At 73.3% G+C, this 12,956-nt stretch carries 13 protein-coding genes; 4 read left to right on the top strand and 9 right to left on the bottom strand.

Translation table 11 applies throughout. The features are described from left to right. The first annotated feature begins 32 nt into the window (after positions 1-32). Positions 33-452, top strand: coding sequence for an RbsD/FucU domain-containing protein (locus OG896_RS18325; protein WP_329366791.1), 420 nt, complete (start codon positions 33-35; stop codon positions 450-452). A gap of 83 nt (positions 453-535) precedes the next feature. Then, positions 536-901, top strand: a complete 366-nt coding sequence (locus tag OG896_RS18320) for a hypothetical protein (RefSeq protein ID WP_328466890.1) — start codon at positions 536-538, stop codon at positions 899-901. A gap of 127 nt (positions 902-1,028) precedes the next feature. On the opposite strand, the gene OG896_RS18315 is transcribed toward OG896_RS18320, so the two are convergent. From OG896_RS18315 to OG896_RS18285, 7 genes are all read right to left on the bottom strand, one after another. Further along, the gene (locus tag OG896_RS18315; RefSeq protein ID WP_329366787.1) at positions 1,029-2,498 is read right to left on the bottom strand and encodes a hypothetical protein; all 1,470 of its coding nucleotides are present in this window, start codon (positions 2,496-2,498) and stop codon (positions 1,029-1,031) included. 315 nt (positions 2,499-2,813) lie between these two features. Continuing rightward, positions 2,814-4,424 carry a sensor histidine kinase gene (locus tag OG896_RS18310; protein WP_329366785.1) on the bottom strand — a complete coding sequence of 537 codons (1,611 nt, stop codon included), beginning with the start codon at positions 4,422-4,424 and terminating at the stop codon, positions 2,814-2,816. 200 nt (positions 4,425-4,624) lie between these two features. Then, positions 4,625-5,365, bottom strand: coding sequence for a response regulator transcription factor (locus tag OG896_RS18305; protein ID WP_329366783.1), 741 nt, complete (start codon positions 5,363-5,365; stop codon positions 4,625-4,627). Positions 5,366-5,434: 69 nt separating this feature from the next. Continuing rightward, positions 5,435-6,343, bottom strand: a complete 909-nt coding sequence (locus tag OG896_RS18300; protein ID WP_329366781.1) for a hypothetical protein — start codon at positions 6,341-6,343, stop codon at positions 5,435-5,437. Between the two features lie 50 nt (positions 6,344-6,393). Further along, positions 6,394-7,611 (bottom strand): ABC transporter permease, encoded by a 1,218-nt coding sequence (locus OG896_RS18295; protein WP_329366779.1) that lies wholly within the window; start codon positions 7,609-7,611, stop codon positions 6,394-6,396. Next, positions 7,608-8,537: an ABC transporter ATP-binding protein gene (locus OG896_RS18290; protein ID WP_329366778.1), complete on the bottom strand. Its 930-nt coding sequence runs from the start codon at positions 8,535-8,537 to the stop codon at positions 7,608-7,610. Before OG896_RS18290 ends, OG896_RS18295 begins: the two co-directional genes overlap by 4 nt. Then, positions 8,534-9,922 (bottom strand): efflux RND transporter periplasmic adaptor subunit, encoded by a 1,389-nt coding sequence (locus OG896_RS18285; protein ID WP_329366777.1) that lies wholly within the window; start codon positions 9,920-9,922, stop codon positions 8,534-8,536. The genes OG896_RS18290 and OG896_RS18285 overlap by 4 nt, the downstream gene beginning before the upstream one ends. Positions 9,923-10,292: 370 nt before the next feature. Here OG896_RS18285 and OG896_RS18280 point away from each other — a divergent pair, with 370 nt between their 5' ends. Further along, positions 10,293-10,973: a hypothetical protein gene (locus OG896_RS18280; protein WP_329366775.1), complete on the top strand. Its 681-nt coding sequence runs from the start codon at positions 10,293-10,295 to the stop codon at positions 10,971-10,973. 114 nt (positions 10,974-11,087) lie between these two features. Then, the gene (locus OG896_RS18275; protein WP_329366773.1) at positions 11,088-11,627 is read left to right on the top strand and encodes a hypothetical protein; all 540 of its coding nucleotides are present in this window, start codon (positions 11,088-11,090) and stop codon (positions 11,625-11,627) included. Positions 11,628-11,648: 21 nt separating this feature from the next. Here the strand turns inward: OG896_RS18275 and OG896_RS18270 are convergent, their stop codons facing one another. Further along, complete coding sequence (locus OG896_RS18270) at positions 11,649-11,843, bottom strand: hypothetical protein (protein WP_329366771.1); 195 nt, start codon at positions 11,841-11,843, stop codon at positions 11,649-11,651. An 85-nt stretch (positions 11,844-11,928) separates the two neighbouring features. Next, complete coding sequence (locus tag OG896_RS18265) at positions 11,929-12,939, bottom strand: aldo/keto reductase (protein WP_329366769.1); 1,011 nt, start codon at positions 12,937-12,939, stop codon at positions 11,929-11,931. Positions 12,940-12,956: the final 17 nt, after the last annotated feature.

The raw sequence follows: 12,956 nt of genomic DNA, 5'->3' as shown, positions 1-12,956 counted from the left end.
CTACGCCCGTCTGCGCGTTCAAGGAGCCGTCCATGCTGCGATACCAGCTCACCCACCCGACGATTCTCGCCGCGCTCGCGTCGGCGGGCCACGGCTCGCGGGTGCTGATCAGCGACGGCCACTACCCGCACACCACGGGCGCCCACCCGGCCGCCCAGCGGGTCTACCTCAACCTCACCCCGGACCGGATGCTGGTCACGGAGGTGCTGGCCGCGCTGGTGGACGCGGCGCCGTTCGAGGCCGCCACGGTGATGACCCCGCCGCCCGAGCAGCCCGAACCCCCGGTCTTCGCCGAATTCCGTTCCGCGCTGCCGGAGTTGACCCTCGACGGCCTGGACCGGCACGCCTTCTACGAGGCCGCCCGCGGCGCCGACACCGCGCTGGTGATCGCCACCGGCGACCGGCGCACGTACGCGAACCTGCTGCTCACGCTCGGCGTGCGCGCGGACTGACCGGCACCCGCCCGCGGCCCTAAGCTGTAACCGTCAAGAGCAGCGGGTGCCGGACGGCACCGGGCGGATGGGGGCGCGGCGCGATGGATGCCTGGGTGTGGTGGGTGATCGCCATCTTCGGCCTCGGAGGGGTCAAGTCGGTGAACGACACGGTGCGCACCGCGTTGCGCACCCGCCACAAGCGGCAGATGGAACGGATGAAGGCCGAGCAGGCCGAGCGGCGCGAACTCGCCGCGGCCGGGCGCGCGCCGGAGCCGGTGTGCGGCTGCACCCACCACCTCGCCAAGCACGACAAGCAGGGCAAGTGCCATGAGGCGGTGGAGGTCCCGACCGCGTGGGACGCCGACCGCAAGCCCACCCAGTACGAAGCCGGCACCTGCAACTGCCAGCAGTACGTCGGCCCGCAGCCGCTCGGGCAGATCTACGCCGAGGAGATCGCGGACCTGTAGCCGTGCCCGGGAAGGGAGCCGTCCGCGCGGCCGCGGTGGCGGCCCTGCCCCCGGCCGCACCGGCCGCACCGGCCGCACCGGTCGCACCGGCCGCACCGGTCGCACCTTCCGGGTCGGCCGCCCGGCCTCACCGGGACGGCGGCAGGTAGGCGCGGAAGGCGCGGGCACCGTGCGGGGTGGGCAGCGGCACCGACCGCCAGTCGCGGGCGAAGGCGGGCGGGCGGCCGCCGCCGGTGACCAGGTAGGCGACCGGCCGCTGACGGGTCTGCGCCAGCAGCCCCGCCGTGTCGATGCTCACGTCAGGTCCGCTCAACTGCCGTGACGAGCAACCGGCGTAGAAGGCGATCGGCACCGCCGAGACACCGCTGACGGTGCAGGGCGCGCGGACGCCGTGGGCGTGCAGCCCGTCGGCGACGGCGCGGTACTCCTGGCTGGTGCGGTGGTTGTTGCGGGTGGCGATGTGCAGGATGCCGCCCTGGATGGCGAGGTGGCCGCACAGCCCGACGGCGACCAGCGCGGTGGCCACCGGGCGCAGCCGCGACTTCCCTGGCAGGCCCGGGCGTTCGCCCGGCACCTCGCCCGGGCGCCGGACCTGGTCCGCCTCGGTCCGGCTGTCGGGGCGTGTGACCAGCCACCACAGGCACTCCGAGACCGGCAGCGCCAGCAGCGCGTACGTCGGCAGCAGGAAGCGCGGGGCCGCGTACGAGATCGTGAAGAGGTACGGCACGGCCATCGCGAGCCCGGTCAGCGCGGCGATCCACACCGCCGAGCGTCGTACCCGGGGCGCCACGGCGGCGCCGCCCGCGGCCAGGAACGGCAGCACGAACCACCAGACCGACGCGTCCTTGTGCCGCCACGGCACGTTGCAGGGGCGGCACAGCGCGCGGCCGCTGAGCGAGCGGATCTGGTCGTCGATCGCCAGGTGCAGGCCCATCCCGCCCTCGACCGCGCTGGAGCTGTGCAGCCGCTCGGTCACGCCGCCGTAGCGGACGTACGCCTCGATCACCCACTCCGCGCAGCCGAGCACCACGCCCGCGACCAGCACCGCGAACAGCGCCGGCCGCCGCCAGCGCGGCACCGCCAGCGCCACGACGGCCAGCGGCAGCGCCAGCCAGCCCGCGTCCGGCGGGCGCATCAGCCCCACCACGGTGATGCCCGCGGCGAGCCCGACCAGCGCGGCGCGGTTACGGGGATCGCGGGTGGCCCGCACGAAGCAGCCCACGGCGGCGAGCGCGCCGAAGGTGCTCCACATGTTCGGCATCACCTGCGGCCCGTAGAACAGGGTGATCCACAGTCCGGCGAACAGGGCGCCGGCCAGCGCGAGTACGCGTTCGGGCAGCACCCCGCGCCATGCGCGCAGCGCGACGTAGAGTCCGATGCCGGACAGTGCCGCCATCCACAGCCGCAGCGCGACCGGGGAGTCGGTGAACTGCGCGACCGGCGCGGCCAGGAAGGAGATCCCGCGGGCCCGCGGGGCGCTGAAGGTGGCCGCCGGGATGTGGCCGCTGACCTGGCTGGTGTAGACCGTCTCGTCCCAGCCGAGCCCCGAACCCGGCAGCACCAGGATCAGTTGCGCCGCGACGTACACCGTGCACACGGCCGCGATCCACAGCCCCCACCGCCTGGGCGCCCCTGCCGCCGCTCCCGCCGAGGACGCGGCGGCCCTCCCGGGTGCCGACGACGGGTCTCGGCGTGCAGCGCTCAGCGGTTCGGGCATCGGCGACCTTCCAGCCTCGGGCGTGGCGCGGTCCCCCCGGATTCGCGAGCGTAGACGTACGAAACGCCGAAACCGCAGTTGAACGCGCGTGTGCACCTAAAGAGCGGCTATCCGGACGGATGGTTGCCTCCTGATACCCATCCGTAACCCGCGCACCACGGAGCGGAGTCCGGGACCGGCGGCGAGGCGTCCAGGTCAGCGCGCGGACGGCAGGCGGATGCGGAAGGTGGCGCCGTCGCCGGGCTCGGTGTCGAGTTCGACGGTGCCGTGGTGGGCGGTGACGAGCGCGGAGGCGATGGCGAGGCCGAGGCCCGCGCCGCCGCCGGTGGCGCGGGAGCGGGAGGCGTCGACCCGGTAGAAGCGCTCGAAGACGCGCGCGGCCTGGTCAGGGGTGAGGCCCGGCCCGCGGTCGGCGACTTCGAGGATTCCGTGCCCGCCCGAGGTGCCGACGCCGATCCGTACCGGGGTGCCGGGCGGCGTGTGGGCGACGGCGTTGCCGACGAGGTTGGCGACGACCTGGCGCAGCCGCGCCTCGTCGCCGAGCACTGGTGCCGGTCCTGGCGGGGTGCCGGTGCCGCCGGGCCCGGTGAGGGTGACCGGGCGGGTCGGGTCGAGGGCGGTGGTGTCGTGCAGGGCGTCCACCGCGAGGGTGCGCAGGTCCATCGGCGCGAGCTGGACCGGCCGCTGCTCGTCCATCCGCACCAGCGTGAGCAGGTCCTCCACCAGGCCGCCGAGGCGTACGGCCTCGCTCTCGATCCGGGCCATCGTCCGCTTCACGTCGGCGTCGTCGGCGAGCGCGCCCATCCGGTACAGCTCGGCGAAGCCGCGGATACCGGCCAGCGGGGTGCGCAGTTCGTGGCTGGCGTCGGCGACGAACCGCCGCATCTGCTGTTCGGACTCGGCGCGGGCGGCGAACGCGGACTCTATCTGCGCGAGCATGCCGTTGAGCGCGGACGACAGACGGCCGACCTCGGTGCCCGGCGACGCCTCCGGCATGCGGTGCGACAGCGGGCGGCCCGCGGCGATCTCGGCCGCGGTCGCCTCGATCCGCCGCAGCGGCCGCAGCCCGGCGCGGACGGCGAACCAGCCCGCGACCCCGAGCAGCGCCACCACGACGCCGCCGATCAGCAGGAACGCGGTGCTGAGGTGGCTGGTGGTGGAGGAGACGTCATCCAGGGAGGAGGCCACCACGACCCCGGCGGGCAGATCAGCGGTGGGCGTGCCGGCGCGGTCGAGGGCCTCGTCGGTGTCGGTGCCGACCGGCATGATCAGCACCCGCCAGCTGCCGCCGCCGTGGTCGCTGCGTACGTCGAAGGGGTGGCCGAAGCGGGAGCGCAGCTGGGCCGCGTCCATCGTGGGCCACAGCGGCTGCGGGTCGTTCGCGGCGACCGGCATCCGGAACTGCTCGGCCACGTGGCCATCGGCGGCGGCGAAGGCGACGACGAACTGGCTGGGCAGCCAGGGGCGGGCCCCGCCGGGGCCGTTCACGGTGTTCGCGGCGGCCGGGCCCGAAGCGTTGCCGCTCCCGCCGGTCGAACCGGTCGAACCGGTCGAATCGGTCGTGCCGTTCCCGCCGTGCGTGGTCATGGAGCCGCCGTGGCCGGTTCCGGGGGCCAGGTAGCGCGGCGGCGGGACGCCCTCCGTGCCGAGCCGGCGGGCGAGCGGCTGGCCGTACCGCTGGAGCTGCTGGTCCACCCGCTGCACCAACTGCCCGCGCACCGAGCCGAGGACCACCGTGTCGCTGACCGCCAGGCCCAGCAGCACCAGCACCAGGGCGAGCAGTACCAGCCGGGAGCGCAGCGACACCGCCGACCACTGGAAGCCGGCCGGCCACCGCCTGATCCGGCGCAGCGCCGCGCCGGGGCCTGAGCGTCCGGCCGGTCCGGACGCGCCGGGTCGTGTGCCGGGCGGGTCGGTCCGTATGCCGGGCGGGTCGGTCCTTGTGCCGGGCGGGTCGGGAGGGCCCGCTGGTCGCGGCGGTGGGAACCCCATGGCCGCGCCGCCGTTCAGCCCTGGCCCGGCGCGGGACGGCGCAGCACGTAGCCGACCCCCCGCACCGTGTGGATCAGCTTCGGGCCGCCGCCCGCCGCCGCGTCCACCTTGCGCCGCACGTACGAGATGTACGACTCGACGATGCTCAGGTCGCCGCCGAAGTCGTACGCCCACACGTGGTCGAGGATCTGCAGCTTGGAGACCACCCGGTCGGCGTTGGCCATCAGGTAGGCGAGCAGCTTGAACTCGGTGGGGGACAGGGAGATCTGGCGGCCGGCCCGCAGCACCTGGTGGCCGACCGGGTCGAGCTCCAGGTCGCCCGCGACCAGCCGCCCGTCGTCGGTGGGGCCGCCGGTGCGGCGCAGGATCGCCCTGATCCGGGCGATCAGCTCCTCCAGGCTGAACGGCTTGGTGACGTAGTCGTCGCCGCCCGCGGTGAGGCCGCTGATCTTGTCGTCGACGCCGTCCTTCGCGGTGAGGAAGAGCACCGGCAGCCGGTCGGGCCCGCCGCCCGCCCGCGGGTGCGGCCCGGTCTCCTCGCGCAGCCGCTTGACGACGGTGAAGCCGTTCATGTCCGGCAGCATCACGTCGAGGACCACCAGGTCGGGCCGTTCGCGGGCGACGGCGGCCAGCGCGTCGGCGCCGGTGGCGGCGGAGACCACCTTGAAGCCGACGAACCGCAGGGACGCGGAGAGCAGTTCCCTGATGTTCGGTTCGTCGTCCACGACCAGCAGGCTGGCCTCGGGTGTCTCCATGGGGACTCCTCCTCCCGGCCCGGTGGGATACGACCGCACCGTACGTGCCGATGCTGTGAGCCGCGTGTGTCAGTTGCCGGTGCCCCCGGTGCCGCCGGTGCCGCCGGTGCCCCCGGTGCCGCCCGCGGTGCTCCCGCCGCCGAAGCCCCCGAACCCGCCGAACCCGCCGGCGGTGCCGCCGCCCTCGGTGACGGTGGTCGCGGTCACGTTGCCGTCGGCGCCCTTGGTGCCGAGGACGGTGACGCTCTGGCCGGCCTTGAGGTCGGAGACCTTGCCGGACTTGGACTCGGTGACCTTGGTGGAGCCGCCGGTGGTGACCTTGACGATGTTGCCCTGGGCGTCGGTGACGTAGAGGGTCTTGCCGTCGACGAGCTTGACCGTGCCGACCGTCACGCCGTTCGCGGCGGTGCCGCCGCCCGCGGTCGTGCCGGTGCCCGCGGTGCCGCCGAAGCGCCCGCCCGCGCCGCCGGTCCGGCCGGTGGCGCCGGTGCCGCCGGTCAGCCCGCTCGGGAAGCCGGACCGCCCGGCCGTGGTGCTGCCGTTCAGATGGTGCTTCTCGACGAGGGCGCCGCCGGAGAACGCCGCCGCGGCCACCACGCACGCGGACAGCACCAGGGTCAGCCACGGCAGCTTGCGGCGCGGCGGGGCGGCCAGCTCGGCGGAGATGTCGCGGGCGTCCGGCGGCTCGGCGAGGATGTCCTCGGGGTGCTCGCCGGGACGCTCGGCGTCGTACCCGCCCTCGGGATACGTGCCTTCGGGGTACGTGCCCTCGGGGCCCGCGCCGTTCGCCGGGTACCCGGCTCCGCCGCGGGGGTCGGGCACGGTGCCGCCCGGACCGCCCGCGCGGCTCGGACCACCGGGGCCGCCGGCGCCGGCCGGGGTCTGCGAACTCCCGGTCTGCCGCGGCCCTTCCATGATCTCGATCCCGCCTGCGGCCTCGGCGTCTGCCTTGACAAGCTCGGTGCGGCGTCGCGCCATCTCGGCCCCTCTTCCTGATCCCGTGTTCCGCTTGTGTCTCTTGGTGAACATCACTCGTGCCGCAGGGCCTCGATGGGCCGCAGGCCCGCCGCCCGGTTGGCCGGGTAGCTGCCGAAGAAGAGCCCGATGGCCACCGCGATGGCGAACGCGCCCCACACCGACGCGGGGATGACCGCGGGTTTGATGCCGACGATGGTGAACCGCGAGCCGATCAGCCCGCCGACCACCCCGAGCCCGCCGCCGATCAGCGACAGCAGCGTGGACTCGGCGAGGAACTGCCCGAGGATGACGCCCTTGGGCGCGCCGATCGCCTTGCGGATGCCGATCTCCCGGGTCCGCTCGGTGACCGTGACCAGCATGATGTTGGTGATGCCGATCCCGCCGACCAGCAGCGAGATCGCCGCGACCGCGCCGAGCAGCACCGTGAAGGTCTTGTTGGTGTCGGACTGGGTGCTCAGCAGCGACGCCTGGTTGCTCACCCGGAAGTCGAGCGCGTTCGGGTCGCTGATGCCGTGCGTGCCCATCAGGATCGTGGTGATCTCGTTCTGCGCGGGCGTGGTCGCGCCGGCGGACTTCGCCTCGACCAGGATCTGGCTGATCGGCCCGAAGCCGGTGAAGGCGTTCTGCACGGTCGGCAGCGGCGCGATCACCGTGTCGTCCGGGTCCTGGAAGCCGGTGCCGCCCTTGGTGGCCAGCTCCCCGACGACCGTGAACGGGGTGCCGCCGATCACCAGCTTCTTCCCGATCGGGGAGGCGGTGCCGAACAGGTCGGTCGCGGTGGTGGAGCCGATCACGGCGACCTTGCGGGAGTTGAGCACGTCGTCGGCGCTGAAGTAGTCGCCCTTGTCGACCTTGCTGTTGGAGGTCTGGAAGTAGGCCGGGTACGTGCCCACGACCTGCCCGACGGTGTGCGAGGTGCCGTTGTAGACCGCCGACTGCGAGGTGGTGACCTCGGGCGCGACGGACTGGATGTCCGGCGCGTCGGCGGGGTTGGCGAGCGCGCGGGCGTCGTCCACGGTGAGCGGCTTGGTGCTGGTCGCGGACGACGAGCCCGACGCGCTGAAGCCGCCGCCGGAGGAGACGGTGAGCGAGTTGGTGCCGAGCTTCTCGATGGAGTCCTTGACCGACTGCGAGGAGCCGTTGCCGACCGCGAGCAGGATGATCACGGCGGCCACGCCGATCAGCACGCCGAGCATGGTCAGCGCGGAGCGCACCTTGTTCGCGGCGAGCCCGCCGACGGCGAACCGCAGGATCTCGAACGGGTTCACCGGGCCGCACCCCCGCTCATGGCGTGCGGGGCGTGGGAGGCGAACTCGGCCGGGTCGCGCAGCGCGGGCGGCGGCCCGTCCACCGCGGCCTGCCGTACGTCCTCCACGACCTGCCCGTCCACCAGCCGGATCACCCGCTTGGCGTGCCGGGCCACTTCGTCCTCGTGGGTGATCAGTACGACGGTGCGGCCGGACGCGTTGAGCCGGTCGATGATGGCGAGCACATCCTCGGTGCTGTGGCTGTCCAGGTTGCCGGTCGGCTCGTCGGCGAGCAGCATCGCCGGCGCCGTGACCAGGGCGCGGGCCACCGCCACGCGCTGCTGCTGGCCGCCGGACAGTTCGTTGGGCCGGTGGTCGACGCGGTCGGCGAGGCCGACCAGGGAGAGCGCGGCCAGCGCCCGGCGGCGCCGCTCGGCGGCCTTCACGCCGGCGTAGGCGAGCGGGAGTTCGACCTGGGCGAGCGCCGGGGTGCGCGGCACCAGGTTGAACGACTGGAAGACGAAGCCGATCTTGCGGTTGCGGACCAGGGAGAGCTGGTGCTCGTCCAGGCCGCCGACGTCGATGCCGTCCAGCAGGTAGCGGCCGGCGGTCGGCACGTCGAGGCAGCCGAGGATGTTCATCAGGGTGGACTTGCCGGAGCCGGAACTGCCCATCACCGCGACCATGTCGCCCTGTTCGACCAGCAGGTCCACGCCGGGGGAGTCACCGGTGAGCGGGTCGGCGGGGCCGCCGAGCGCGCGGACGGCGGCGTCGCCGTGGCCGTACGTCTTGAGCAGGGAGCGCACCTCGATGACCGGGGCCGGGCCCCAGGGGCCGTCGTCGGCCGGCTCGGCGGCCGCCTGGTCATCCGCCGTGCGGCGCAGCCGGTGCAGCCCGGACGCCGCTCCGGCCAGGCCGCCGAGCCGCTTGCCCAGGGCCTGCCTCATCCGCGGCCACCTCCGCCGGCGAAGCCGCCGGTACGGAAGCCGCCGCCGGCGCCGCCCGCGGTGCCGAGCCGGTTGGCGCCGCCGCCGATGCCGCCGGGGAACGCACCGCTCGGGAAGCCGCCGTTGCCGGAGGAGGCGACCTGCGGGATCTGCACCTGCTGGCCTTCCTTCAGGCCGCTGGTGATCTGGTCGGCCGAGTCGCCCTCGACGCCCACGGTCACCGGGGTGCGGGTGGTGGAGCCGTCGGAGTTGACCACCAGGACCGTACGGTTGGTGCCGGTGCCGGAGACCGCGGCGGTCGGCACGCTCAGCGCGTCGGCCGCCTGGCCGGTGGTCACCTGGATGCTGGCGCTCAGGCCGGTGCGTAGGTTCGAGGTGTCACTGGTGATGCTCAGCGTGGCGGCGTACTGCACCGCGCTGCCGCTGGAGCCCGACCCGCCGGAGCTGGAACTGCTGCTGACCGGAAGCGAACTGATCGACAGCACCTTGGCGTCGAGCACGGTGCCGGACTCGGCGTTCAGCGTGACGGTCGCGGCCTGGCCGGCCTTGATCTTCAGCGAGTCGGCCTCGGAGAAGTCCGCCTTCACCTGCATGCCCGAGGGGTTGGTGAGGACCACGAACCCGGTCGGGGTGGAACCGGAGGAGCCGGTGGAGGAGCCCGACGACGAACTGCCGCTGGAACCCGAACCCGACGAGCCCGAGCCCGAGCTCGTACCGCTGCCGGAGGTGCCGCTGACCGTGTCACCCTTCACGCCGTCCACCGAGGCCACGGTGCCGCTGACGGCGGCCTTCAGCACGCAGCCGTCCACCGCGCGCTGCGCGGCGTCCACGGCGTTCTGGGCCTGCGTCAACTGGGCCTGTGCGGAGGCGAGTTGGGCCGGGTCGACGGTCGGGGTGGGGGTCGGGGTGACGACCGTCTCGCGGCTGCCGCCGGAGTTGGAGCCGGAGCCGGACGAGCCGGAGCCGGAGTCCGTGCCGGAGGAGGCGGGGGTCTCGCCGGCCTCGACCTTCGTCAGGTTCGCCTCGGCCGCGGTCAGGGACGCCTCGTCCTGCTGGAGCGTCTCCTTCGCGGCGGTCGGGTCGACCTTCGCCAGCACCTGGTCCTTCTTCACCTTGTCGCCCGGCTTGACGTCGACCTCGGTGAGGGTGCCGCCGGTGGTGAAGTTCAGCCCCGCGTCGCTCGGGGAGGAGAGCGTGCCGGAGCCGGATACGGTGGCCGACACCGTGGCCGTGGTCACGGTCGCGGTCCGTGCGCCGCCCGAGCTGGCGGACTTGCCGCTGTCGTCGTGCACCGCCGCGTAGGCGCCGCCGGCGCCCGCGAGGACCACCACGCCGAGCACCGAGTTGATCAGGACGGCCCTGCGCCGCCGTGGGAGCACCTTCATGGCGCGCATCTTGGACTCCGACGCCATTGAAGGCCTGGGAGCAGCCTGGGAGTTTGCTGGGAACCTGGTCCGCCGTGCGGCCGCCGCGGGCGCCTCCGAAACGGACTTCCGCCGCTCAACCGGGCGAAAAGGCCGCCCCGGGAAGCCCGTTGCGGCGGGGCGCTCCCCGGGAACTCACAGCTCGATCCCCGACAGTCCCCACCTGTATGCGGTTCAGTTCCACCGTCGCTCGCGTGTCCCCGCGTCCCGTGCGTGCGCGCGGGCGGCCCCAAGTACGGCTGACAGCCATACGGCAACGTGCCGCGGCACCTCGCCACCGGACGCCGATCCGGTGGTGCGGTGTCCGGCTTTCCCCGAGGAGACCACGGTCATGAACTGGACCACCAGCCGGCCGCCCGAGGCGCGCATCGCGGTGCGGGCCGGGGCGTTCGTCGCCGTACTCGCCTCGGGCGCGCTCGCGCTCACCGCGTGCTCCTCCGGCGGTTCCTCCTCCTCGGACGCGAAGTCCTCCGCGTCCACCTCCGCGTCCGTGGCCGCCTCGGGCGGCGGGGGCGGGCAGGACATGGAGGCGTACCGGCAGTGCCTGTCGCAGCACGGTGTCAACCTGCCCACCTTCAAACGCCCTTCGGGCGGTGCGCGGCCCAGCGGCCGCCCCAGCGGTGACCCGAGCGGACGTCCCAGCGGCGGGTACCGCGGCGGTTTCGGCGGCGGCTTCGGCGGGATCGGCGGGGCCTCGCCCGACGCGGCCACCCAGAAGGCGCTCAAGGCGTGCGCCTCCAAGCAGCCGAAGTTCCCGGGCGGCGGCCCCGGCGGCGCCAACGGCGGGGCCGACGCCAGCGCGATCCAGGCGTTCACCAGTTGCCTCAAGGACCACGGCGTCACCCTCCCCACCCCCTCACCCGACGCGAGCCCCTCCGCCGGCAACGGCCGCGGCGGCTACGGCGGCTTCGGCGCCATCCGCAACCTCAACACCGCCGACCCGAAAACCGCCAAGGCCTACGCCACCTGCAAACCCCTCCTCCCCCAACGCCCCACCTCCACCCCCTCCTAGACCCCACCCGGCTCCACTCCACCAGGGCCCCCTCCCGCCCCGGCCCACCGTGCGGTAGTTTCCGAACGCACCGCCGTCCGAGGCCGTGCGGTCATGCCACACATGGGGGTCCATATGTCCGGGATCGGGCGACGCGGGCACCTGCCACGCGGCGCCGTGCGGCTCTCCACCTGTGCGGTCGGTGCGGTGGTGCTCGCGCTGGCGGTGTCGGGGTGCTCCAGTTCGCCGTCGGGGCCGAAGGCGAAGGACTCGGCGGCGACGATGTCGACGGACGCGCGGTGGGTGGCGGCGAAGGTGCGGGCGGGCTTCAAGCCGCTGGGCGTGTTCACGGTGACCCAGGACGGGACGAAGGCGGTGTCCTGCGGTCACGGCAAGGCCAGCTACTCCTTCGCCGGGCACCAGACGTTCACCATCGGCCCGGTGGACACCTATCTGAACCTGTCGACAGTGGTTGATCCGTGGCTCAAGGGCCGCGGCTACTCCATCGATTTCGACAAGAAGTCGACCTATGAGTTCGGCACCAGAAATTCCCAGAATCTGGTGAACAAGAAAGCCCACATCCACTTGACCGTGAGCGCGACCGCGTCCAGTGAGAAGGCCACCACCGAGGTATGGACCGCTACCTCGCACACGGACTGCCTGCGCGCCGGCTGAACCGGGCCGGGGGCAGGACGCTCAGATGTATCGGCTCTGGTCCATGTGCCACTGCTTGGCCTCGGCCTGAGTGACCTCGGCCGGGGTTCTGGCGATCTCCGCATCGACGATCGGCAGGAGCTTGTCGACCACGGTCTTCACCTGGGACCGCTGGTACGTCCCGTGTTGTTCCCAGCTACTGGCGGCCTTGCCGGTCCACACCTTTCTTCCGCCCATGTCGCCGGCGGTGAGACACCGTATCCACTGCGATGCGGCGGGCGCAGCCCCGAGTTGTGGGGGCAACTCGGGGGCGGGGGTGGGGTTACCAGGCGAAGGATTCCGGGGCGGGGCCGGGGCTCGGGAAGATGGTGTCGAGTTCGGCGAGGAATTCCGGAGTGAGGGTCAACTCGGATGCGCGGAGGGCGGATTCGAGGTGGTGCGGGGTGCGCGGGCCGACGATGGGGCCGGTGACGCCGGGGCGGGTGAGCAGCCAGGCGAGGGCGACCTCGCCGGGCTCGACCGCGTGCTTGTCGCAGAGCGCTTCGTACGCCTCGACCTGTGCGCGGACCGCCGGTTTCGCCAGGCCCGCGCCGGAGCGGCCGACGGAGGTACGGGACCCGCCGCCCTCGCGCTCCTTGCGCAGCGCCCCGCCCAACAGCCCCTGGTGCAGGGGCGACCAGGGGATGACGCCGAGCCCGTATGCCTGCGCCGCGGGGATCACGTCGGTCTCGGCGCTCCGCTCGAAGAGGTTGTAGAGGCACTGCTCGCTGACCAGGCCGAGCGAACCGCGCCGGGCCGCCGCTTCGTTGGCCTGGGCGATGTGCCAGCCGGCGAAGTTGCTGGACCCGGCGTAGAGGATCTTGCCCTGCCGCACCAGGACGTCGATCGCCTGCCAGATCTCCTCCCACGGTGTCGCGCGGTCCACGTGGTGGAACTGGTAGACGTCGATGTGGTCGGTACGCAGCCGCCTGAGGCTCGCCTCCACCGCGCGGCGGATGCCCAGCGCGGAGAGCCGGTCGTGGTTGGGCCACGCCCGGTCGAACAGCGTCGAGCCGTCGTTCGTGTCGTTCAGGTAGACCTTCGTGGCCAGCACGACCTTGTCCCGGCGGCCACCGCCCCGGGCGAGCCAGCTCCCGATGATCTCCTCGGTGTAGCCCTTGTTCTCGTCCACCCCGTAGACGTTCGCGGTGTCGAAGAAGTTCACCCCCGCGTCGAAGGCCGCGTCCATCAGCGCATGGCTTCCCTCTTCCGTCACTTCCTCGCCGAAGTTCATGGTTCCGAGTACGACCCGGCTCACTCTGAGCCCCGTCCGACCGAGCTGCACGTATTCCATGGCGCCAGCGAACACCT

Origin of the sequence: Streptomyces sp. NBC_00669, from assembly GCF_036226785.1 — a bacterium.
In the GTDB taxonomy this organism is placed as follows: domain Bacteria; phylum Actinomycetota; class Actinomycetes; order Streptomycetales; family Streptomycetaceae; genus Actinacidiphila.
The sequence above is the reverse complement of the archived record's forward strand: the minus strand, read 5'-3'. Positions and strand labels throughout refer to the sequence as shown.

What these genes read in the sequence shown, in the direction of transcription:
- OG896_RS18325 (WP_329366791.1), top strand. Translation starts at nt 33, where the DNA reads ATGCTGCGATACCAGCTCACCCACCCGACGATTCTCGCCGCGCTCGCG.
- OG896_RS18320 (WP_328466890.1), top strand. Translation starts at nt 536, where the DNA reads ATGGATGCCTGGGTGTGGTGGGTGATCGCCATCTTCGGCCTCGGAGGG.
- OG896_RS18305 (WP_329366783.1), bottom strand. Translation starts at nt 5,365, where the DNA reads ATGGAGACACCCGAGGCCAGCCTGCTGGTCGTGGACGACGAACCGAAC.
- OG896_RS18300 (WP_329366781.1), bottom strand. Translation starts at nt 6,343, where the DNA reads ATGGCGCGACGCCGCACCGAGCTTGTCAAGGCAGACGCCGAGGCCGCA.
- OG896_RS18290 (WP_329366778.1), bottom strand. Translation starts at nt 8,537, where the DNA reads ATGAGGCAGGCCCTGGGCAAGCGGCTCGGCGGCCTGGCCGGAGCGGCG.
- OG896_RS18285 (WP_329366777.1), bottom strand. Translation starts at nt 9,922, where the DNA reads ATGAAGGTGCTCCCACGGCGGCGCAGGGCCGTCCTGATCAACTCGGTG.
- OG896_RS18280 (WP_329366775.1), top strand. Translation starts at nt 10,293, where the DNA reads ATGAACTGGACCACCAGCCGGCCGCCCGAGGCGCGCATCGCGGTGCGG.
- OG896_RS18275 (WP_329366773.1), top strand. Translation starts at nt 11,088, where the DNA reads ATGTCCGGGATCGGGCGACGCGGGCACCTGCCACGCGGCGCCGTGCGG.
- OG896_RS18270 (WP_329366771.1), bottom strand. Translation starts at nt 11,843, where the DNA reads ATGGGCGGAAGAAAGGTGTGGACCGGCAAGGCCGCCAGTAGCTGGGAA.
- OG896_RS18265 (WP_329366769.1), bottom strand. Translation starts at nt 12,939, where the DNA reads ATGGAATACGTGCAGCTCGGTCGGACGGGGCTCAGAGTGAGCCGGGTC.